The organism is Rhodococcus (subgen. Prescottella) equi, assembly GCF_003013675.1.
In the GTDB taxonomy this organism is placed as follows: domain Bacteria; phylum Actinomycetota; class Actinomycetes; order Mycobacteriales; family Mycobacteriaceae; genus Prescottella; species Prescottella equi.
The window spans coordinates 3831375-3851172 of the sequence record NZ_CP027793.1 but is presented as its reverse complement, the minus strand read 5'-3'; the positions used below and the strand labels follow the sequence as shown (position 1 = coordinate 3851172).

The following is a 19798-nucleotide window of genomic DNA, read 5'->3' as shown; positions in this document are numbered from 1 at the left end:
GTCAGCGCCGGCGGCGGCGGGTGAGTGCCCGAGCCCAGCCCAGCAGACCCAGGACGATGCCCGACCCGACGATGCCGATCGCGACGCGTCCGGCGACCTCCTTGTTCGGCAGGTCCGAACCCGACGCCAGATCCATGCCCCCCGGACCGTGTGTTTCGGGCCCGGCGACCTGGACGGCCGGCTCGTCCGCGCCCTTCGGATCCACCAGGACGCCCACGGAGACGGCGGGGTCGAGCGCCCAGCCGTAGTCGAGCAGCCGACCGACCTGCTCCCACGGCCGGATCGGCAGCACGTCGGCGGCCATCAGTGTGACGGCGAGGCGGCGGCCGTCCCGCTCGGCGCCGCCGACGAACGTCTGCCTGGCGTCGTCGGTGTAGCCGGTCTTGCCGCCGAGGGCGCCCGGGTAGTTGGCGAGCAACTGGTTGTCGTTGAAGATCGGGTACGGATCGACCGGCTTGTCGTCGGGCTTGGTGGGGTCGGCGGGATGACCGGGGAACATCACGGTGTCCGTCGTGATCAGCCCGGCGAACGTCGGGTTCTGCATCGCCGCGCGGAAGAACAGCGCCAGGTCGTACGGCGACGTCGACATGCCCGGTCCGTCGAGACCGGAGACGGACGCCGTCCGGGTGTCCGACGCGCCCAGGGACGCCGCTTTGGCGTTCATCTTGGCGACGGTGGCCTGCTCGCCGCCGAGCTGCTGTGCGAGCGCCTGGGCGGCGTCGTTGCCCGACCGCATCACGAGCCCCTGCATCAGCTGCAGGTTGCTGTACGTGCCGCCGGCGCCCAGGCCGACCGAACTGCCCTCCATGGACGCGGCCTCGGGGTTCGCCACGATCGTGGTGTCGAGATCGAGTTCGTCGAGCGCCACCAGCGCTAGCAGCACCTTGATGGTGCTGGCGGGCCGGTAACGCCCGTGTGGGTCCTTCGCGGCGAGCACCTGACCGGTGTCGAGGTCGGACAGAACCCAGCCCGTCGCCGAGATCTCGGCGGGCAGTGGCGGGGTGCCGGGGGCGGTGACCACACCGCAGTTGCCGAGTGCCGCACCGCCGACCGGCTCGTTCGGCACCGGGACGGGGGCCGGTGCGGTCTCACCGGGGCGCGGTACCTCCGACAGGTCGATCGCGGGCGGCGGCGACAGTCGGTGCGGGCACGCATCGGTGTTCGGTGTGCTGAACGGGGGAGTGGTGGTGGGCGCGACGGCCTGATCCGCAGCCAGGGGCGACTGCCCGGCGAGTGGCACGGCCGCGGCGGGAGCGCCCCCGGCACCGAGGACGAGTGCGGAGGCAGTGGCGGTCAGGAGGATTCGCCGTCGCGCGGACTTCGGGTGAGCAGCCATAACGAAATTCCAGGGTAGGCCCTGAAACGCATTCTGCGCACTCGGCGCCGCCCCGACCAGGTCGGGAGCAGCGCCGAGTGCGCAAAACGGTGGTGCTGATTCCTACGAACGCGTCACTTGCGGGCGAACAGCAGCGCGCGCTTGACTTCCTGGATCGCCTTCGTCACCTGGATGCCGCGGGGGCACGCGTCGGTGCAGTTGAAGGTCGTGCGGCAGCGCCACACGCCGTCCTTGTCGTTCAGGATGTCGAGGCGTTCGGCGGCGCCCTCGTCACGGCTGTCGAAGATGAAGCGGTGTGCGTTCACGATCGCGGCCGGGCCGAAGTAGCTGCCGTCGCTCCAGTACACCGGGCACGACGTGGTGCAGCACGCGCACAGGATGCACTTGGTGGTGTCGTCGAACCGGGCGCGGTCCGCCTGCGACTGGATGCGCTCGCGGGTCGGCTCGTTGCCGGTCGTGATGAGGAACGGCTTCACGGCGCGGAACGCGTCGAAGAAGGGCTCCATGTCGACCAGCAGATCCTTCTCGACCGGCAGACCCTTGATGGGCTCGACGGTGATCGTGATCGGCTTGCCGTCCTTGGGCAGCATGTCGCGCATCAGGACCTTGCAGGCCAGACGGTTGACACCGTTGATGCGCATCGCGTCCGAACCGCAGACGCCGTGCGCGCAGGAGCGACGGAACGTCAGCGTGCCGTCCAGGTAGCCCTTCACGTACAGCAGCAGGTTCAGCAGACGGTCGGTCGGCAGGGTGGGGACCTGGAAGCTCTCCCAGCGCTGGCCCTCGCCGTCCTCCGGGTTGAACCGGGCGATCTTGAGGGTGACCATGACCGCGCCCTCGGGGACGGGCGGCAGCGCGGTTGCGTCCTTGTCCATGACAGGTGCGGACATCAGTACTTACGCTCCATCGGCTCGTAGCGGGTCTGGACAACCGGCTTGTAGTCCAGACGGATCGGGGAGATGAGCTCCGATCCTTCCTTGTACGCCATCGTGTGCTGCATGTACTCGGCATCGTTGCGATCCGGGTAGTCCTCGCGGGCGTGGCCGCCACGCGATTCCTTGCGGTTGAGGGCACCGACGACCGTCACCTCGGCCATCTCGAGCAGGAAGCCGAGCTCGACGGCCTCGAGCAGGTCGCTGTTGTAGCGCTTGCCCTTGTCCTGGACCGTGATGTGGTTGTAGCGCTCCTTGAGGGCGTGGATGTCCTTGAGCGCCTGCGTCAGGGTCTCCTCGGTACGGAACACCGACGCGTTGTTGTCCATCGACTGCTGCAGCTCGGTGCGGATGTCCGCGACGCGCTCGTGGCCGTGGTCGGACAGGATGACCTCGAGCCACTTCTCGACGTTCGCGGCCGGGTTCTCGGGCAGCTCGACGAAGTCGGACTTCTCGGCGTGCTCCGCGGCGGCGATGCCGGCGCGGCGACCGAAGACGTTGATGTCGAGCAGCGAGTTGGTGCCGAGACGGTTCGCACCGTGCACCGAGACACACGCGCACTCGCCGGCGGCGTACAGGCCGGGAACGTGGTCCTCGTTGTTGCGCAGCACCTCACCGTTGATCTTGGTGGGGATGCCGCCCATCACGTAGTGGCAGGTCGGGTAGACGGGCACGAGCTCGGTGACCGGGTCGACGCCGAGGTAGGTGCGCGCGAACTCGGTGATGTCGGGGAGCTTCTCCTCGAGCACGTCCTCGCCGAGGTGCGTGACGTCGATGTAGACGTAGTCCTTGTTCGGACCGGCACCGCGACCCTCGAGCACCTCGAGCACCATCGAGCGGGCGACGATGTCGCGCGGCGCGAGGTCCTTGATGGTGGGGGCGTAGCGCTCCATGAAGCGCTCGCCGTCGACGTTGCGGAGGATGCCGCCCTCGCCGCGGACGGCCTCGGAGATGAGGATGCCCAGGCCGGCCAGTCCCGTCGGATGGAACTGGTGGAACTCCATGTCCTCGAGCGGCAGGCCCTTGCGGAAGATGATGCCCATGCCGTCACCGGTGAGGGTGTGCGCGTTGGACGTCGTCTTGTACATGCGACCCGAGCCACCCGTGGCGAAGACGATCGACTTCGCATGGAAGACGTGGATCTCGCCGGTGGCGAGCTCGTAGGCGATGACGCCGGTGGCGACGGGACCCTCGGGGGTCTCGGTCAGCGCGATGTCGAGCGCGTAGAACTCGTTGAAGAACTCGACGTCGTGCTTGACGCAGTTCTGGTAGAGCGTCTGCAGGATCATGTGGCCGGTGCGGTCGGCGGCGTAGCATGCGCGGCGAACCGGGGCCTTACCGTGATCGCGGGTGTGACCACCGAAACGACGCTGGTCGATCTTGCCCTCGGGCGTGCGGTTGAACGGGAGACCCATCTTCTCCAGGTCCAGCACCGCGTCGATGGCTTCCTTGGCCATGATCTCGACCGCGTCCTGGTCGGCGAGGTAGTCGCCACCCTTGACGGTGTCGAAGGTGTGCCACTCCCAGTTGTCTTCCTCGACGTTCGCCAGGGCGGCGCACATGCCACCCTGGGCGGCACCGGTGTGGCTGCGAGTGGGGTACAGCTTGGTCAGGACCGCGGTGCGAGCGCGGGGCCCGGCCTCGATGGCTGCGCGCATGCCAGCGCCACCGGCGCCGACGATGACGACGTCATAACGATGTTCCTGCATGAAGTCTCTGCTCCCCTAGCTCGCCGAGATGTTGGGGTCGAAGGTGAAGATGACGTAGGTGCCCAGGCCCATGATCAGGATCATCGACACGACCAGGATCGTGTTGAGCCAGAACCGGGTGGAGTCCTTACGCGAGTAGTCCGCGATGACCGTGCGCAGGCCGTTACCGCCGTGCAGCTGGGCGAGCCAGAGCATGGTGAGGTCCCAGAACTGCCAGAACGGGCTGGACCAGCGACCCGCGACGAACGCGAAGTTGATGCGGTGCACGCCGTCGTCGAGCATCAGCATGATGAACAGGTGACCCAGGACCAGGATGATGAGCGCCAGGCCCGAGAAACGCATGAACAGCCACGCGTAGAGCTCGAAGTTGTTCTTCGCCGGCTTGCGCGGCGAGCGGGGGTTGTCCAGGCTGGCGGGGCGGTCGTACGCCTTGCCGAGAGACTTGGCTTCTGTCGTCATGTCAGTGCCCCGCAAACATGTTGTAGAAGATGCGTCCGGCACCCGGGATCATGACCACGAACCAGATCGCGATGATCACCCAGAGCATGACGCGCTGGTACTGGGGTCCCTTCGACCAGAAGTCGACGAGCATCACGCGCAGGCCGTTGAGTGCGTGGTACAGCACCATGGCGACGAGCGCGAGCTCCATGAGGCCGACAAGGGGGTTCTTGTAGGTCTCGATGACTCGGTCGTAGGTGTCCGGGTTGACGCGCACGAGTGCGGTGTCCAGGACATGGACGAAAAGGAAGAAGAATGTCGCTACGCCAGTGATCCGGTGTAGAACCCAAGACCACATGCCGGGGTCTCCCCGGTAAAGCGACCGGGTGCGCTCCTTGGCCGGAGCGGCTTCAGTCGTGCTGCTCATCGAGTGCTGTGCCTCCAACGTCTTTGGTGGGCGCGTCGAGCCTGCACAGCTTTTCGGGTGTCCAGCAGCTCGGGCTCGACGAGAACCTAAACCGACTTCTGTGAACTCTAAACCCAACCGAATCCGGGAACTAATTCCCTCTGTGGTTCGTACGGCCACGAAATTGCTTGTTAGGTTTGCCTTCCCATAGCGGGGTCGATGCCGGGTGTCGATTGTCTGCATGCATTCAGTGGTTGGTCCCAGGTGGGGACTTAGTGCCCTGTTTCGGCGGAAACTGTTGCGCGACAATAGTGGTCGGTGTTGCGTGGTCGGCCGCGTGCGTGGTGGGTCCACGCGCTACCCGGGATCTGGCCCTGAATCGATGGGTCTGCGTCCTGCGGATGCAATGTGCAAAATGTCTCACACGGTCTGTGGTGCGCCTTCCTGAATCTACTCGCCGGTAACCTCATTCCTCGTGGTTACAGCCGTCGTCTCGTGTGACGGGAGTGGTCGGCATCAACTCGAAACACCGGCTGCCGGCCATCACGCGTTCCGACACTCGGCATTCCGATGCCACCCGATCGACAGGTCCCGCGGCTACCGTCTAGCCATGACAGCGCCGTTGGATCTGGACTACCTCCGCAGCGCGCCCAAGGTGCTGCTGCACGATCACCTCGACGGCGGCCTCCGGCCGGGCACCGTCGCGGAACTCGCCGACGAATGCGGCTACACGGGGCTACCCGCCGAGGCGCCGGACGGACTCGCCGCGTGGTTCCGGAACGCCGCCGACAGCGGTTCGCTCGAGCTCTACCTCGAGACCTTCGCGCACACCGTCGCGGTGATGCAGACCCCGGTCGGTCTGCGCCGGGTCGCGCGCGAGTGCGCGGAGGACCTGGCCGACGACGGCGTGGTCTACGCGGAGGTGCGGTTCGCGCCCGAACAGCATCTCGAGGGCGGACTGAGCCTCGACGACGTCGTCGAGCACGTCCTCGAAGGGTTCCGGGAGGGCGAGGAGAACGCCCGGGCCGACGGGCGCGAGATCCGGGTCGGCTGCCTGCTCACTGCGATGCGGCATGCTGCGCGCTCGCGCGAGATCGCAGAACTCGCGGTCCGTTTCCGCGACCGCGGCGTGGTCGGCTTCGACATCGCCGGTGCCGAGGCCGGATACCCGCCGAGCCGACATCTCGACGCCTTCGAGTACATGCGCGCGTCCAACGCGCATTTCACGATCCACGCCGGCGAGGCGTTCGGGCTGCCGTCGATCCACGAGGCGATCGCGTTCTGCGGAACCGATCGGTTGGGGCACGGGGTGCGCATCACCGACGACATCGTGGTCGGACCCGACGGCGAGATCACCCTGGGCCTGCTCGCGAACTACGTGCGCGACAAGCGGATCCCGCTCGAGCTGTGCCCGAGCTCGAACGTGCAGACCGGTGCGGTCGCCAACCTCGAGGAGCATCCGTTCGATCTGCTCGCGCGCCTGCGGTTCCGGGTCACCGTCAACACCGACAACCGGCTGATGAGCGACACCACGATGAGCCGCGAGATGCTGGCGCTGGTCGACACGTTCGGCTACGGCTGGAGCGATCTCGAACGGTTCACCATCAACGCGATGAAGTCGGCGTTCATCCCCTTCGACCAACGGCTGGCGCTGATCGACGGGGTGATCAAGCCGGGTTACGCGGTGCTGATCGGCTGACCTGCCCGCCCGGCCTATTCGGGGCGCAGACGCGTCTCGAACTCGTTCTCCAGGGCGCGCCACGCCTCGGCCTCGGCCTGGAACGGCGGGCTCGGGGTCATGCGACCGGGATCGGGCTCGAGAATGTACGACACGTACCAGCCGAGCGGGGTCGACGCGGCGAGCGCGGCATCGGTGGCGTCGTCCTTCGCGAAGTCGGCGGCGTCGGTGAACAACTCGACGGCCAACTCCAACTGGTCGGCGTCGACGGCGTCCGGGCCCTCGGCCAAGTCGTCCGCCAGCCCGGGAAGGACGTAGACGTTCTGATCGGTGACCTCGATGTCGAGGGAGCCGTCGACCGCGGCGGTCTGCACCTGCTCGTACGTGCTCACCTGGGCCAGCGCGTGGTCGTGGTTGTCGGCCAGGTAGCGGGCCAGCGCGCGCTCCGACCCGAACACCGAGATCTTTCCGCCGCGGCCCAGGAACACCGCGTGCTCGTCGAGGTAGCAGCGCAGTGAGTAGTAGGTGGTCTCGGACGTGATGATCTGGATCGGGTCGATACCGACCTCGGTCCAGAACGTCTCCTCCTCGTCCTCGGAATCGGCGTCGTACTCCTCCAGGTCCTCGTCGGCCTCGGCGTCGTCGTCGGCGTCGACCACGTTCTCCTCCGCCGCGAGGATCTCGGCCTCGGCGATCGCCAGGGCCTGCGCGTCGACCGCCGGGGTCGAGACGATCGAGTCCACCGCATCGATCACCGCGTCCCAGCCCCGGGCGATCGCGGTGCCGATGCGGTCCCACAGCTCCTCGCCCTCGCGGCCGGCGAACACGTCCTGGCCGCCACGCAGGTAGTTCAGCTCGGAGTGGTTGGCGAAGAACTTCAGGACCGGCTCGAGCTCGCAGACCTCACCGAGGTTGCGCACCATGTCGAGGGTGCTGCGGAGTTCGGCGACGGTCAGCGGTTCGGGATCACCGGCCGCGAGTTCCGGGACCCCGACGAGGTCGTAGCCGTGGTCGTCGTCCGGCTCGAGTTCGGGAGCCGCGAGCTGCGAGACGGTCGCCCACGACGGGTGATCGACGAGATCGTTGTCGCTGTTTGTCCGGATGAACGCGGCGAGCTCCGCGACCGTGGGAAACCCGTACAGATCTTCCTCGTGGCCGAGGAATGCCTCCCACTCGTCGTCGCCCTCGCGCCAGCTCGGGGCCCACAGGGTGACGAGGTCGCCTCGGGTGAGACCGAGTTCGATCGGGACGATGTCTCCAGCCATGGCCGGAAGCCTAGCCAGCCGCGCGGCAAAGATATAGCTGGACGCCGTCAACGCGCGTCGAACGTGTCGAACAGTTCCGACGTGATGCGATTGCGCTCCTCGGTTGCAGCCGCGGCGGCGAGGTGCGCGGTGTGCGCAATGGTCCGCGCGAGGACCGCCGCGTCGAGGTCCTGCAGGGAATCGCTGAGCCACAACCCGGTCGGGCTGCCGTTGCCGTCGACCTCCACGCGCACGCGTCCGTCTTCGCTCGCGGCTTCCGCCCGAACGGCCTGGAGTGCGGACAACGCGCCGTCGAGAAGGTCCAGCTGAGCGCTCGCCCGTTCGACGACCGCATCCATCTCGCGCCCGCTCATGCCGGTCGCATCCAACTCGCCGGTGCGGCCTGGTTCTCGTCCTCGGCGCGCTGACTCGCCGCGACCTGGTCGCGGGTGGGCAGCCCGAGCCGATCGAGCACGTCGGCGGGCACGCCGTCGCGGGTCAACTGTTCGCGTCGCCGGGCCCCGGCCTCCCGGCCCGCCTCGCGGCACAGCCGCAGGATCTCGGCGGCCAGGCGTTCGCCGCCGTAGCGCAGTTCGCCCCTGTCGATGCGGATGTCGAGCGGAAGCCCCGTCTCGGTGGCCCGGACCGCAACGGTACGCGCGCGGTTGACAGCGGTCGCCGAGGACGCCGGCGACGCCGGTGGGGGCGGAAACGGTTCAGTCATGTCACTCCGATCGTGGGACGGGATGCTCATTCGGTGGGCCGGTAGAACCCGTGAAAGCCCATGCCGCTGTTGCTGGTTCGGATCGCGCTGACCGACACCGGATCGCCGGCCTCGACCATCTGGCCGTTGCCGATCACCATCGCGACGTGGCCGTCCCACACCGCGAGGTCGCCGGGCATGACGTTTTCCTGGGCGACCGGAACGCCGACGCTCTGTTCCTGGGCCAGCCGCGGCAATTCCACTCCGGCCTCGCGGTAAGCCCATTGGGTGAGGCCGCTGCAGTCCAGACCCTGTCCGGGCGTCGTGCCGCCCCATTGGTACGGCACACCCTGCTGGGTGAGGGCATTGCGCACCGCGTCGGCGGCCTCCTCGTTGGGGGCCACGGCGGTGGTGCCGTCGGGGAGCACGATCTCGACACCGCTCCCGCCGAAGCGGGGATCGTACGAAGTCGAGCCGCCGGCACTGCCGCTCTCGGTGGATGCCACGGCCGAACCGGAACCGTACGAGCCGGAGCCGTAGGCGACGGGTGCCACGTCGCCGGCCGACGAGCCGAAGGATCCGACGGGCCCCGAGGAGGGACCCGCGAACGCCGACAGCACCCGCCCGGCCACATCGGCCTGCGGTGCCACGGGTGCCGCGGGAAGGGTCGCGGACGCGGCGACCGTGCGGGCGTCGTTCGGCACCGGGTCGGGGGCGGTGAGGTCCACGATCTTCGCGGTGTGCGCGGCCAACTCTCCGCGCACTCGCTCGACGACGGTCAGCGCACGACCGAGGTGTTCTGTCGCGGCACCGATCAACATCATCTGCCCGGCCGGTGTCGCCAGCGCGGGAAGCGCCGAGGACGCGAGTGAGAGGAAGGACTGCAGGATCGCCGCGAGCTCGGCGTTGCCTGCCCGGACGCTCTCGGACGCAGCCTCGACGACGGTCGCGATCTCCCGGCCGCGATCCGACAGCTGCACGGATGCGGACTGTGTGGCCTCCGCTTTCGTGACCGCCGCGTCGGCGGCGACACCGGTCCAGGTGCCCCCGAGTTCGCTGATCCCGGTCCGCCCCACCGCATGGGCGGCGTCGATCGCTTCCGAGGCCGCCCGCAGCGATGCGGCGGGGGAGCCGGCCGGAAGGTCACCGGAACCGAACGCGGCGAGAAGGTCGACGACAGGGCGCGCGAGGACGTCGATCATGAGAGCCCGGCGTCCGTCGCGACGAGGGCGCCTGCGCCCGTGTCGATGAGGGCGCCTGCGCCCGCGGCATCGGTCGCGTCGTACGCCGCGGCGGTGCTCGCGGCCGCTGCACTCATGGCCGACCAGGCCGACGACAGTCGCCGCACCTGGGCAACGTGAGCATCCTGAGCGGCCGTGAACGCGGCCACGAAGTCGCCCCCGACGACTCCGAAGACCGGTCCGAGCAGTGCCGGACCCGCCGCGCCCGCGGCTGCGCCCGCGGCCTCGGTCTGTGCGGCCAGAGCAGCGGCCGTCGCGCCGAACGTCGCGATACCTGCCGTCCGTGCCGAGAACTCACCCATGCAGTCCCCCCGTCGAGAAGATGTCCGTCGAAGAGTTGGACGCGGTGAGGCGCGGTTCGGTTCCCATCGAATTCGGCGGCGGAGGTCCCCACTATCCTGTGAACTCATGGAAACGTGCGTGGTCGATCATCCGCTGGCAGCTGCTCTTCTGACGACGATGCGGGACGAGCGCAGCGACAGCCCCACGTTCCGGTCCGCATTGCGCGAACTGACCCAGATGTTGATCTACGAAGCCATCCGCGACGCCCCGGTCGAGAAGTTCGACGTCAAGACGCCGGTGGCGGTGACGACGGGCTACCGACTGGCGGCGCCGCCCCTGCTGGTCCCGGTCCTGCGAGCGGGCCTGGGCATGGTCGACCAGGCCAGCCTGGCCATCCCGCAGTCGCGGGTCGGTTTCGTCGGGATGGCCCGGGACGAGGAGACGCACCAGCCGGTGCCGTACCTCGAGTCGCTGCCGGCCGACCTTTCCGGCATCCCGGTGTACGTGCTCGATCCGATGCTCGCGACCGGCGGTTCGATGGTGCACACGATCGATCTGCTCGTCGCGCGTGGCGCCACCGACGTCACCGCGGTGTGTGTGGTCGCCGCACCGGAGGGCGTCGACGCCCTCGCGAACTCCGGCCACCCGGTCCGCCTGGTCACGGCCACCGTCGACGAGGGCCTCGACGAGAACGCCTTCATCGTGCCGGGACTCGGCGATGCGGGCGACCGCCAGTTCGGCCCCCGCTAGCTAGCGCGGGGCGCTCTGCAGGACGCGTCCGCTCACCGCGTCGACGTCCACGGCGCGCCGCGCTCCGGACGCGTCGACGACGTCGGCCTCCCACACGTACGTGCCGCCCTTCTCCACCACGAGTTGCAGGTCGGTGATCCGGCCGCCCGGGACCTCGGTCAGCACGACGCCCGTGGCGGCCGTGTAGTCGAGCTCGGCTACGTCGGTGCCCGGAGTGGGTTCCCCGGTCACCGAGGGGCCGGCGATGACGCGGTCACCGTCGGGGGAGATGCCGACCTCGACCGCGACGCCGTCGGCGTTGATCAGGTCGACGACCCAGCTGCCGTCGCTGTTCTCCTCGATGGACACCAGCGAGCTACCGGGAACTGCCGCGAGCGCGGTGCGGCCGGCATGTTCGAAGACCTTGGCGTTCCAGCCGGGCGCGAGCGTCGGGGCGCCAGTCGCGCCCGATGCCGATGTGGGGGATGTCGCCGTGTTCCCCGAAGCCCCCGAAGCCCCCGAAGCCCCCGAAGCCTCGGAAGCCTCCGAAGCCCCCGAAGCCGACGTCGTCGAGGCCTTCGCGGAGGTGCTCGTCGCGGCAGCGGCGCTCGTGGTGGTTGCCGCGCCGCCGTCGTCGTTGCCGCAACCGACCAAGGCGACGAGTGCTGCGCCGACGACGGCAGCCGTTCGGACCCGGCCTGCGGCAGCGCCCTGGAAAACTCTCATATCGGCCAAACCTCTCAAATCGCCAACCATCGGTACCGGAACGTTGTACCAGAGATTGATCTGCCCGAGCGGGAGGTTCGCCGAGTTCAGCGTCCGGTCGTGTTCGCCAGGACCGTGCCGGTCGCGGCGTCGACGGTGACCTCGTGCTTGGTGCCGGACTCGTCGATCACGTCGGCCTCCCACACCGTGGTGCCGTTGGCGGAGTCGAGGTCGAGTTCGGTGACCGCGCCGCCGGGTACTTCGGTGAGCAGGACGGCAGTGGCCGCGTTGTAGTCGAGAGTCGCTCCCTGCACGCGGTCGCGGTGTTTCGCGCGGTCGGCTTCGTCCTCTTCCTCGATCCGGGGCGTCCCGAGGACCGTCGCGCCGTCGGCGGACACATCGACGTGGTGTTCGATCCCGTCGGGAGTGACGACCTGCGCCTCCCACGTCCGGTCGTGCTCGGCTTCGATCGAGACGAGGACACCCTCGGGTACCGCCGCCACGGCGGTCGCTCCGGCCCGAGCGAGGGCTTGTGTGCCCGGGGCGGCGTCGGGCGTGCCGGTGCCCGCGCCGGTCGTCGTGCCGGTGGTCGTGCCGGTGGTCGAGGTGGGATCCTGCCAGCCGTCGTCGTTCCCGCCGCAACCGGCGAGAGCGACGAGCGCGGCCCCCGTGATCGCGAGGGTCGCCGTGCGCGTCCTCGACGTGGAACCGTTCTGTCGGAGCATCGTCTTCTCCGTTCCGTTGTCACCTTCGGGTGGGAGGTACTCGCGCTTCAGGATGTGCCGGGTCGATCTCCCGCCGCAAGGTGCGCCCGCACCGCCTCGGCCCGCGCCTGTGCGGCGACCCGGGCGGCGGCTAGGTGCGTGGTGGACGTAACGGGTTCGACGACCTCGAAGTAGGCCTTGAGTTTCGGCTCGGTGCCCGACGGCCGGACCGTGACGTGGAGCCCCGGGCCGGTCAGGGTCACCGCGTCGGTGCGGAGCGGACCGCGCGCCGCGGCGAGGTCCCTTGCCGTGACGCCGATTCCGGCGAGCTCCGCCGGCGGGTACTCGCGCAGTCGGGCCATCGCCCGGCCGATCTCGTCGAGGTCGTCGAACCGGCGCGAGACCTGGCCGGTGACGTGGACGCCGAAGCGCGCGGCAAGGTCGTCGAGGGCACCGCCGAGAGTGCGCCCGTCCGCCGCGAGGTCGGCGACCAGGTCCGCGATCAGCACGGCCGCGGAGATGCCGTCCTTGTCGCGCACGACCTGCGGGTCGACGCAGTGCCCGACGGCCTCCTCGTACGCGTAGACCAGGCCCTCGCCGGCGCGCACGAGCCACTTGAACCCGGTGAGGGTGCGGGCGGAACGAAATCCGCGGGCCTCGGCGATCCGGCCGAGCAGCGTCGACGAGACGATCGTCGTCGCGACCAGTGCGTCCCCGGAGGCGTGCGCGAGGATCCGATCGCCGAGCAGCGCGCCGGTCTCGTCGCCGGTGAGCATCCGCCAGCCGTCCGGACCGGGCACACCGACCGCGCAGCGGTCGGCGTCGGGGTCGAGTGCGATCGCGACGTCGGCGTCGACGGACGCAGCGAGCGCGAGCAGTTCGTCCGTGGCGCCGCGTTCCTCGGGGTTCGGGAACGTGACGGTGGGAAAGTCTGGATCGGGTGCGAATTGCCCTGCGACGGTGTGGATGTCGGTGAACCCCGCCGCGTGCAGGGCGGCCACCGCGATCTCGCCGCCGACACCGTGCAGCGGTGTGAGTGCGATCCGGATGTCCCGCCTGTCGCCGAACGGCAGTGACGCGACTCGCTCGAGATAGGCGGTGACCAGCGCGTCGTCCACCGGCGTGACCGGGGCACGGCCGACCCGTTCGACGTTCGCGATCGCGTCCTCGATCTCGCGGTCGGCCGGGGCCGCGAGCGGTGCCCCGCCGTGGACGTACACCTTGTATCCGTTGTCGGCGGGCGGATTGTGCGATGCGGTGATCTGCACGCCGGCTGCCGCGCCGAGTCGGCGTACCGCGAACGCCACCAGGGGAGTGGGCAGTGGCCGCGGCAGCAGCACCACGTCGAAGTCCTCCGCCGCGAGCACTTCGGCCGCGGCCGCCGCGAACTCCTCCGACCCGTGCCGGGCGTCCCGGCCGACGACCACGATGCCGCCGCCGAGGCACTGGCCGCGTAGCCAGGCCGCGAGCCCCGCCGTGGTGCGCTCGACGACCCCGACGTTCATGCAGTCCGGTCCGTCGCCGACCGGTCCGCGTAGGCCGGCGGTCCCGAAGCGGAGCGTCACAGCCGCGCCAGCAGGTCGCGCAGCAGTCCGCCCATGCGCCCGGCGGACGCCTGCCCAGCGGCCAGGACCTCGGCGTGGTCGAGAGGTTCTCCGGTGATGCCGGCGGCGAGGTTGGTCACGAGGGAGATGCCGAGGACCTCCGCGCCGAGCGCGCGGGCCGCGATGGTCTCGTGCACGGTCGACATCCCCACCAGGTCGGCACCCAGGATGCGGAGCATGCGGATCTCCGCGGGCGTCTCGTAGTGCGGGCCGGGCAGTCCCGCGTACACGCCCTCGGCCAGGGTCGGGTCGATCTCGCGGGCGAGGGTCCGCAACCGGGGGCTGTAGGAGTCGACGAGGTTCACGAACTGGGCCCCGACGAGCGGTGACCTTGCGGTGAGGTTGAGGTGGTCGCTGATGAGGACGGGCTGCCCGACGCTCATCCCCTCGCGGATCCCGCCCGCGGCGTTGGTGAGCACTACGGTGTCGGCGCCGGCGGCGATCGCGGTGCGGACCGGATGCACGACGCGCGTGAGGTCGTGCCCTTCGTAGGCGTGCGCGCGACCGAGAAGTACGAGAACCGGCGTGTCACCGACACGGATCGAAAGCACCGTGCCGGCGTGTCCCGAGGCGGACGGTGTGGCGAAACCCGGAAGGTCCGCCATCGGGACCGTGGCGACCGGCTCGCCCAGCGAGTCGGCTGCGGCCCGCCATCCCGATCCGAGAACGACCGCGGCGCGGTGCTTCGCGATCCCGGTACGTTCGGCGAGGACGTCGGCGGCCTGCTGCTCGAGTGTGCCCATGAAGGGACACAGTAGTGGCGGCACGCGATGTTACTCGCGGGTAGTATCGCGCCCATGCCATACCTGAATCGTCAAGGCGACGTCTTCGTCCTGTACCTCGGCAACGAGGGTGAGACGGACAACGAGAATCGGTTCCACCCCGACTGGATCGACGCGACGCACGCGTTGCTGGACGAGGTCGAGGCGCACGAGGGGCCCGCCGCGCTGGTCACCACGGCGACCGGAAAGTTCTACACGAACGGCCTCGACACCGACTGGATCTTCGGCAACCTCGACAAGCTGCCCGGGTATCTCGATCGGGTGCACACGGTCTTCTCCCGGCTGCTGACCTTCCCGATGGCGACGATCGCGGCCGTGCAGGGTCACGCCTTCGGTGCCGGCGCGATGCTCGCGGTGTCGCAGGATTTCCGCGTCATGCGCAGCGACCGCGGCTACTACTGCCTGCCCGAGGTCAATCTGAACATGCCGTTCACGGTGGGGATGTCGTCGCTCCTCACGTCCCGGTTGACGCGGCAGACGGCCGTCGAGGCGATGACGACGGGACGCCGCTACGGCGGGGCCGACGCGCTGGCGGCGGGCATCGTCGACGACGCCGTCGAGGGCGATCTGGTGCTCGGTGCTGCCGTCGCGCGGGCGTCGGCACTCGTCTCCACGCGCGGGGCGAATCTCTCCGGGATCAAGCGCGGCATCCACCGCGAAACGCTCGAAGCCCTCGGCACCGCGACCGACGAGAGCAACTTCAAGTTCGGTTGACGAGGGCCCGGCCCGCAGGAGTGAGAGACTGGACGCTGTGAGGTCAGGATCCCCTGCAGTATCGGAGACGGTGTCGGCCGCGCGATCGGATCTGATCGCGCTGTCGCACTCCATCCACGACGAACCGGAATTGGCGTTCGAGGAGGTCCGCAGCGCCGCCAAGCTGGTCGACTTCCTGCGCGGTCACGACTTCGACGTGCGCACCGGAATCGCCGATCTGCCCACGGCGTTCGAGGCGACTGTCGGCAGCGGCGATCTGGTGATCGGGCTGCTCGCCGAGTACGACGCGCTCCCGGAGATCGGTCATGCGTGCGGGCACAACGTCATTGCGGCATCCGCGGTCGGCGCCGCCCTCGCGCTGGCGCCGGTCGCGGATGCGCTGGGAATCACCGTGCGGGTCATCGGGACACCGGCCGAGGAGACGGGCGGCGGCAAGGTGCTGATGCTCGAGCGCGGTGTCTTCGACGATGTCGCGGCGGCGTTGATGGTGCATCCCGGACCCTTCGACATCGTGGGTGCGACGTCGCTCGCGCTCGCCGACCTCGCGATCACGTTCGCGGGCAGGGAGGCGCACGCGTCGGCCGCACCGGAATTCGGCCGCAACGCAGCCGATGCCGTCACCGTCGCGCAGGTCGGTCTCGCGCTGCTCCGTCAGCACCTGTCGCCGGGGCAGCAACTGCACGGAATAGTCAGCGACGGCGGCGCGGCACCGAACATCGTGCCCGCCCACGCCGAGATGCTGTACTACCTGCGGGCGCGGACGGCGGACTCGCTCGAGGAGTTGACCGCCCGCGCCGAGGCGTGCTTCGCGGCCGGGGCGCTCGCGACGGGGTGCACACACGGGATCCGCACGGTCTCGCCGCCGTACAGCGAACTGCGGCCGGACCCGTGGCTGTCCGACGTGTACCGCGACGAGATCGTCGACCTCGGCCGGACTCCGCTGTCCGCCGAGTTGGAATCGTCTCGGCCGCTGGGCAGTACCGACATGGGCAACGTGACGCACGTGCTGCCCGGAATTCACCCGGTCGTGGGACTCGATTCCGGCGGCGCGGTGACGCATCAGCCGGCGTTCGCGGCGGCAGCGGTTAACGAGTCGGCCGACCAGGCCGTGGTCGACGGTGCGATCGCTCTGGCGCGCACGACGATTCGAGCCGCGCTCGACGAAGGTCAGCGAGCGCGCCTGCTGGAAGGAGTGGAACGTCGGTGAACGAGGACGTCGAGAAGTGGCTCGCCGAACACACGATGGACCTGTCGCGGTGGCGTCGGCACTTCCACGCCAATCCGGAACTGGCGCGGCACGAGTTCGCGACCACCGCGTTCGTTGCGAGCCAGTTGTCGTCGGCCGGGATGTCACCGCTGCTGCTGCCCGGAGGGACGGGCGTGATCTGCGACATCGGCCCCGGCGGAATGCGGATCGGGTTGCGCGGCGACATGGACGCGCTGCCGCTGCAGGAGGCGACGGGTGCGCCGTACTCGTCGACCGTGCCCGGCGTGGCGCACGCGTGCGGCCACGACGCCCACACCGCGATCCTGCTCGGGACAGCACTGGCATTGAACTCGTTGCCGCAGTTGCCGATCGGCGTGCGGTTCATCTTCCAGCCGGCCGAGGAGGTCATGCCGGGCGGTGCCATCGACGTCGTGGCCGCCGGCGGGATGCAGGGGGTCTCGCGGATTTTCGCACTGCACTGCGACCCGCGGCTCGAGGCGGGCAAGGTGGGCGTGCGGGTCGGTGCCATCACTTCCGCGGCGGACACCATCGAACTCGTCCTCGACTCGCCGGGCGGTCACACCTCCCGGCCGCACCTGACGACGGACCTGGTCTACGCGATCGGCACGGTCATCACCGGGCTGCCCGGGATGCTCAGCCGCCGCATCGATCCGCGTAGCGGCACGGTGATGGTGTGGGGCGCGGTCAGCGCCGGGCAGGCCCCCAACGCGATCCCCCGAAGCGGCATCCTCACCGGGACCGTCCGCACCGGAGACCACGACACGTGGGCGCTGCTCGAGCCGACGGTCAGGGAGATCGTCCACGGACTGCTCGCGCCGACCGGCGTGCGCTACGAGCTCAACTACCGGCGCGGGGTGCCGCCGGTGGTGAACGACGAGGTGTCGGCGCGGATGTTCGAGGACGCGGTGCGCGCGATCGGTCCCGACGCTCTCGCGGACACCCCGCAGTCGGGTGGCGGCGAGGACTTCTCCTGGTATCTGGAGGAGGCGCCGGGCGCGATGGCGCGGCTGGGCGTGTGGTCCGGGCACGGCCCTCAGTTGGACATCCACCAGCCCACGTTCGACCTCGACGAGCGGGCGCTGGTCACCGGAGTCCGGGTCCTGACGAACCTGGTGCTGCAGTCCTGACAGGCGGTCAGGGCGTGCCGGGGCCGACGTTACGGCTGTTGCGGGTGCGCAGGCTCCGGACGTACTCGGCCGGGGCGCCGGCGATCTCCGCGGCATCGGCCATCACGCCGAGATAGCGGGCAGAGGGCAGGCCGCCCTCGTAGGCGTCGAGCACGTACAGCCAGGCGAGAACGGGCCCGTCGGCGGTGTCGACGCGCAACCGGATCTTGCGATGGATGCCGAGTTCGGAACCCTCCCAGCGGTCCAGGCGCTCCTCGTCCTCGGTGGGGACGTCGTAGAGGACGACGAAGACCGCAGCATCCGGATCGTCCTGATCCTCGACGACCGTCGCGAGTGCGCCCTCCCAGCCGATGTCGCCGCCACTGAAGGTCAATCGCCAGCCTCGGAGCCACCCGGTGCCCGCCATCGGCGAATGCGGGCAGCGCTCGAGCATTTGTTCCGGGTGCATGTTGGACCCGTAGGCGGCATAGATCGGCACGGCGGCAAGCCTAATCCGTCGGCTCGGAACTGGGGAACCCGGAGAACCGTCCGGCGCACGATCCGACGTGCTCGGCGCTCGGGAGGGGCCCGTTGCCTGCGTGTTCCCGGTCACTGGAATAGCGTTGTACCCGGGCCAGGCTGGAGATCCCGGCCGTCGAGGCAAGCTTGGAGGACGAATGACCCGAATCGTGATCATCGGCGGCGGACCTGCCGGATACGAGGCGGCGCTGGTGGCAGCACAGCACGGCGCCGCGGTCTCCTTGATCGATTCGGACGGCATCGGTGGCGCGTGCGTCCTGTTCGACTGTGTTCCGTCGAAGACCTTCATCGCCTCGACCGGTATCCGCACCGACATGCGGCGGGCAACCGACCTGGGTATCTCCCTCGATCCCTCGAGCGCGACGATCTCGCTGCCCGAGATCAACTCCCGGGTCAAAAACCTCGCGCAGGTGCAGTCCTCCGACATTCGCGCGCGCCTGCAGAGCGTCGGCGTGCAGCTGCTCTCCGGTAAGGCCGAGCTGATCGACCGGCAGATCGGTATGGCGGCCCACCAGGTCCGCGCGACCCTCACCACCGGCGAGGAGAAGATCCTCGACGCAGACGTCGTGCTCATCGCGACCGGCGCGAGCCCCCGCGTGCTGCCCGGTGCGGTGCCGGACGGCGAGCGCATCCTCACGTGGCGTCACCTGTACGACCTCGAGGAGCTGCCGTCGCACCTGGTGGTCGTCGGTTCCGGTGTCACGGGCGCCGAGTTCGTGTCCGCGTACACCGAGATGGGTGTCAAGGTCACTCTCGTGTCGAGCCGTGACCGCGTCATGCCGCACGAGGACGCCGACGCCGCCCTGGTCCTCGAGGACGTGCTCGCCGAGCGCGGCGTGACCCTGGTCAAGCACGCCCGCGCCGACGCCGTCGAACGGACCGAGGACGGCGGGATCGTCGTCAAGCTGTCGGACGGTCGTACCGTGCACGGCAGTCACGCGCTGATGGCGGTGGGCTCGACGCCCAACACCGAGGGGCTGGGCCTAGAGAAGGTCGGCATCGAACTCGGCCAGGGTGGCTACCTGCGCGTCGACCGTGTCTCGCGGACCGCGGTCTCCGGCATCTACGCGGCCGGGGACTGCACGGGCCTGCTGCCGCTGGCCTCGGTGGCCGCGATGCAGGGTCGCATTGCGATGTACCACGCGCTGGGCGAGGGCGTGAGCCCGATCAAGCTCAAGACGGTGGCCTCCGCAGTCTTCACCCGTCCCGAGATCGCGAACGTCGGCGTCAGCCAGGCCGCGATCGACAACGGCGAGGTGCCCGCGCGCACCGTCATGCTGCCGCTCAACACGAATCCGCGGGCCAAGATGTCCGGTCTGCGCCGCGGTTTCGTGAAGATCTTCTGCCGACCGGCCACCGGGGTGGTCATCGGCGGTGTCGTCGTCGCGGCCACCGCGTCGGAGCTGATCCTGCCGATCGCGATCGCGGTCCAGAACAACCTCACCGTCAACGACCTGGCGCAGACGTTCTCGGTGTACCCGTCGCTGTCCGGCTCGATCACCGAGGCGTCGCGGCAGCTGATGCGCCACGACGACTTGGACTGAGATGACGAGTCTCACGATTCGGGATTCAGTTTCCAAATAGTGGTTGCGCTGTGAAATGATGCGAGGGGCCGAGAACCATCGGCCCCTCGCATCGCTCTCCGCCCCGTGGATCCGGGACGACCTGGGTGTACCTGCCTTCGTCCTGCGCCGTCGCACGTACGACGGCGCGCCGT

The 19798-nt window shown here is 69.3% G+C and carries 21 protein-coding genes; 6 read left to right on the top strand and 15 right to left on the bottom strand.

Going from position 1 to position 19798, the window contains the following annotated elements; genetic code table 11:
- Position 1: 1 nt before the first annotated feature.
- From C7H75_RS17980 to sdhC, 5 genes are all read right to left on the bottom strand, one after another.
- Positions 2–1336: a D-alanyl-D-alanine carboxypeptidase family protein gene (locus tag C7H75_RS17980; protein ID WP_069856650.1), complete on the bottom strand. Its 1335-nt coding sequence runs from the start codon at positions 1334–1336 to the stop codon at positions 2–4.
- Positions 1337–1449: 113 nt separating this feature from the next.
- A complete protein-coding gene (locus C7H75_RS17975; RefSeq protein WP_005518563.1) occupies positions 1450–2226 on the bottom strand; it encodes a succinate dehydrogenase iron-sulfur subunit in 777 nt (258 codons plus the stop codon).
- The gene (gene sdhA / locus C7H75_RS17970) at positions 2226–3977 is read right to left on the bottom strand and encodes a succinate dehydrogenase flavoprotein subunit (protein WP_005518565.1); all 1752 of its coding nucleotides are present in this window, start codon (positions 3975–3977) and stop codon (positions 2226–2228) included. The genes C7H75_RS17975 and sdhA overlap by 1 nt, the downstream gene beginning before the upstream one ends.
- A gap of 15 nt (positions 3978–3992) precedes the next feature.
- On the bottom strand, positions 3993–4436 hold the full coding sequence (locus C7H75_RS17965) for a succinate dehydrogenase hydrophobic membrane anchor subunit (protein WP_005518567.1): 444 nt from the start codon (positions 4434–4436) through the stop codon (positions 3993–3995).
- Position 4437: 1 nt separating this feature from the next.
- Positions 4438–4842, bottom strand: a complete 405-nt coding sequence (gene sdhC / locus C7H75_RS17960; RefSeq protein WP_005518569.1) for a succinate dehydrogenase, cytochrome b556 subunit — start codon at positions 4840–4842, stop codon at positions 4438–4440.
- 589 nt (positions 4843–5431) lie between these two features.
- Here sdhC and C7H75_RS17955 point away from each other — a divergent pair.
- Positions 5432–6520: an adenosine deaminase gene (locus tag C7H75_RS17955; RefSeq protein ID WP_084847476.1), complete on the top strand. Its 1089-nt coding sequence runs from the start codon at positions 5432–5434 to the stop codon at positions 6518–6520.
- A gap of 14 nt (positions 6521–6534) precedes the next feature.
- On the opposite strand, the gene C7H75_RS17950 is transcribed toward C7H75_RS17955, so the two are convergent.
- Genes C7H75_RS17950 through C7H75_RS17930 form a run of 5 tightly spaced genes read right to left on the bottom strand, consistent with a single transcriptional unit; the run spans position 6535 to position 9989 of the window.
- The gene (locus C7H75_RS17950; protein ID WP_106851660.1) at positions 6535–7764 is read right to left on the bottom strand and encodes a SatS C-terminal domain-containing protein; all 1230 of its coding nucleotides are present in this window, start codon (positions 7762–7764) and stop codon (positions 6535–6537) included.
- Between the two features lie 47 nt (positions 7765–7811).
- Complete coding sequence (locus C7H75_RS17945) at positions 7812–8117, bottom strand: YbaB/EbfC family nucleoid-associated protein (RefSeq protein ID WP_005518575.1); 306 nt, start codon at positions 8115–8117, stop codon at positions 7812–7814.
- Positions 8114–8467 (bottom strand): hypothetical protein, encoded by a 354-nt coding sequence (locus C7H75_RS17940; RefSeq protein ID WP_013416803.1) that lies wholly within the window; start codon positions 8465–8467, stop codon positions 8114–8116. The genes C7H75_RS17945 and C7H75_RS17940 overlap by 4 nt, the downstream gene beginning before the upstream one ends.
- A 26-nt stretch (positions 8468–8493) precedes the next feature.
- A complete protein-coding gene (locus tag C7H75_RS17935; protein ID WP_106851659.1) occupies positions 8494–9648 on the bottom strand; it encodes a bifunctional WXG100 family type VII secretion target/C40 family peptidase in 1155 nt (384 codons plus the stop codon).
- On the bottom strand, positions 9645–9989 hold the full coding sequence (locus C7H75_RS17930; protein WP_022597210.1) for a type VII secretion target: 345 nt from the start codon (positions 9987–9989) through the stop codon (positions 9645–9647). The genes C7H75_RS17935 and C7H75_RS17930 overlap by 4 nt, the downstream gene beginning before the upstream one ends.
- A 106-nt stretch (positions 9990–10095) precedes the next feature.
- Here C7H75_RS17930 and upp point away from each other — a divergent pair, with 106 nt between their 5' ends.
- On the top strand, positions 10096–10719 hold the full coding sequence (gene upp / locus C7H75_RS17925) for a uracil phosphoribosyltransferase (protein WP_013416800.1): 624 nt from the start codon (positions 10096–10098) through the stop codon (positions 10717–10719).
- Here the strand turns inward: upp and C7H75_RS17920 are convergent, their stop codons facing one another.
- From C7H75_RS17920 to C7H75_RS17905, 4 genes are all read right to left on the bottom strand, one after another.
- Positions 10720–11424: a PepSY domain-containing protein gene (locus C7H75_RS17920; RefSeq protein WP_022597209.1), complete on the bottom strand. Its 705-nt coding sequence runs from the start codon at positions 11422–11424 to the stop codon at positions 10720–10722.
- An 86-nt stretch (positions 11425–11510) separates the two neighbouring features.
- A complete protein-coding gene (locus C7H75_RS17915) occupies positions 11511–12128 on the bottom strand; it encodes a PepSY domain-containing protein (protein ID WP_005518587.1) in 618 nt (205 codons plus the stop codon).
- 47 nt (positions 12129–12175) lie between these two features.
- A complete protein-coding gene (locus C7H75_RS17910) occupies positions 12176–13672 on the bottom strand; it encodes a phospho-sugar mutase (RefSeq protein WP_022597208.1) in 1497 nt (498 codons plus the stop codon).
- A complete protein-coding gene (locus C7H75_RS17905) occupies positions 13669–14454 on the bottom strand; it encodes a purine-nucleoside phosphorylase (protein ID WP_022597207.1) in 786 nt (261 codons plus the stop codon). Before C7H75_RS17905 ends, C7H75_RS17910 begins: the two co-directional genes overlap by 4 nt.
- Before the next feature lie 54 nt (positions 14455–14508).
- On the opposite strand from C7H75_RS17905, the gene C7H75_RS17900 reads away from it, so the two are divergent.
- From C7H75_RS17900 to C7H75_RS17890, 3 genes are all read left to right on the top strand, one after another.
- Complete coding sequence (locus C7H75_RS17900) at positions 14509–15207, top strand: enoyl-CoA hydratase/isomerase family protein (RefSeq protein WP_022597206.1); 699 nt, start codon at positions 14509–14511, stop codon at positions 15205–15207.
- Positions 15208–15277: 70 nt separating this feature from the next.
- Positions 15278–16414: a M20 family metallopeptidase gene (locus C7H75_RS17895; protein ID WP_005518592.1), complete on the top strand. Its 1137-nt coding sequence runs from the start codon at positions 15278–15280 to the stop codon at positions 16412–16414.
- Positions 16411–17562: a M20 family metallopeptidase gene (locus C7H75_RS17890; protein WP_005518594.1), complete on the top strand. Its 1152-nt coding sequence runs from the start codon at positions 16411–16413 to the stop codon at positions 17560–17562. Before C7H75_RS17895 ends, C7H75_RS17890 begins: the two co-directional genes overlap by 4 nt.
- Before the next feature lie 7 nt (positions 17563–17569).
- On the opposite strand, the gene C7H75_RS17885 is transcribed toward C7H75_RS17890, so the two are convergent.
- Complete coding sequence (locus tag C7H75_RS17885; RefSeq protein ID WP_005518595.1) at positions 17570–18040, bottom strand: gamma-glutamylcyclotransferase family protein; 471 nt, start codon at positions 18038–18040, stop codon at positions 17570–17572.
- A gap of 178 nt (positions 18041–18218) precedes the next feature.
- Between C7H75_RS17885 and C7H75_RS17880 the strand changes: the two genes are divergently transcribed.
- Positions 18219–19625 carry an NAD(P)H-quinone dehydrogenase gene (locus C7H75_RS17880; protein WP_005518596.1) on the top strand — a complete coding sequence of 469 codons (1407 nt, stop codon included), beginning with the start codon at positions 18219–18221 and terminating at the stop codon, positions 19623–19625.
- Positions 19626–19798: the final 173 nt, after the last annotated feature.

What these genes read in the sequence shown, in the direction of transcription:
- C7H75_RS17980 (WP_069856650.1), bottom strand. Translation starts at nt 1,336, where the DNA reads ATGGCTGCTCACCCGAAGTCCGCGCGACGGCGAATCCTCCTGACCGCC.
- C7H75_RS17975 (WP_005518563.1), bottom strand. Translation starts at nt 2,226, where the DNA reads ATGTCCGCACCTGTCATGGACAAGGACGCAACCGCGCTGCCGCCCGTC.
- sdhA (WP_005518565.1), bottom strand. Translation starts at nt 3,977, where the DNA reads ATGCAGGAACATCGTTATGACGTCGTCATCGTCGGCGCCGGTGGCGCT.
- C7H75_RS17965 (WP_005518567.1), bottom strand. Translation starts at nt 4,436, where the DNA reads ATGACGACAGAAGCCAAGTCTCTCGGCAAGGCGTACGACCGCCCCGCC.
- sdhC (WP_005518569.1), bottom strand. Translation starts at nt 4,842, where the DNA reads ATGAGCAGCACGACTGAAGCCGCTCCGGCCAAGGAGCGCACCCGGTCG.
- C7H75_RS17955 (WP_084847476.1), top strand. Translation starts at nt 5,432, where the DNA reads ATGACAGCGCCGTTGGATCTGGACTACCTCCGCAGCGCGCCCAAGGTG.
- C7H75_RS17950 (WP_106851660.1), bottom strand. Translation starts at nt 7,764, where the DNA reads ATGGCTGGAGACATCGTCCCGATCGAACTCGGTCTCACCCGAGGCGAC.
- C7H75_RS17945 (WP_005518575.1), bottom strand. Translation starts at nt 8,117, where the DNA reads ATGAGCGGGCGCGAGATGGATGCGGTCGTCGAACGGGCGAGCGCTCAG.
- C7H75_RS17940 (WP_013416803.1), bottom strand. Translation starts at nt 8,467, where the DNA reads ATGACTGAACCGTTTCCGCCCCCACCGGCGTCGCCGGCGTCCTCGGCG.
- C7H75_RS17935 (WP_106851659.1), bottom strand. Translation starts at nt 9,648, where the DNA reads ATGATCGACGTCCTCGCGCGCCCTGTCGTCGACCTTCTCGCCGCGTTC.
- C7H75_RS17930 (WP_022597210.1), bottom strand. Translation starts at nt 9,989, where the DNA reads ATGGGTGAGTTCTCGGCACGGACGGCAGGTATCGCGACGTTCGGCGCG.
- upp (WP_013416800.1), top strand. Translation starts at nt 10,096, where the DNA reads ATGGAAACGTGCGTGGTCGATCATCCGCTGGCAGCTGCTCTTCTGACG.
- C7H75_RS17920 (WP_022597209.1), bottom strand. Translation starts at nt 11,424, where the DNA reads ATGAGAGTTTTCCAGGGCGCTGCCGCAGGCCGGGTCCGAACGGCTGCC.
- C7H75_RS17915 (WP_005518587.1), bottom strand. Translation starts at nt 12,128, where the DNA reads ATGCTCCGACAGAACGGTTCCACGTCGAGGACGCGCACGGCGACCCTC.
- C7H75_RS17905 (WP_022597207.1), bottom strand. Translation starts at nt 14,454, where the DNA reads ATGGGCACACTCGAGCAGCAGGCCGCCGACGTCCTCGCCGAACGTACC.
- C7H75_RS17900 (WP_022597206.1), top strand. Translation starts at nt 14,509, where the DNA reads ATGCCATACCTGAATCGTCAAGGCGACGTCTTCGTCCTGTACCTCGGC.
- C7H75_RS17880 (WP_005518596.1), top strand. Translation starts at nt 18,219, where the DNA reads ATGACCCGAATCGTGATCATCGGCGGCGGACCTGCCGGATACGAGGCG.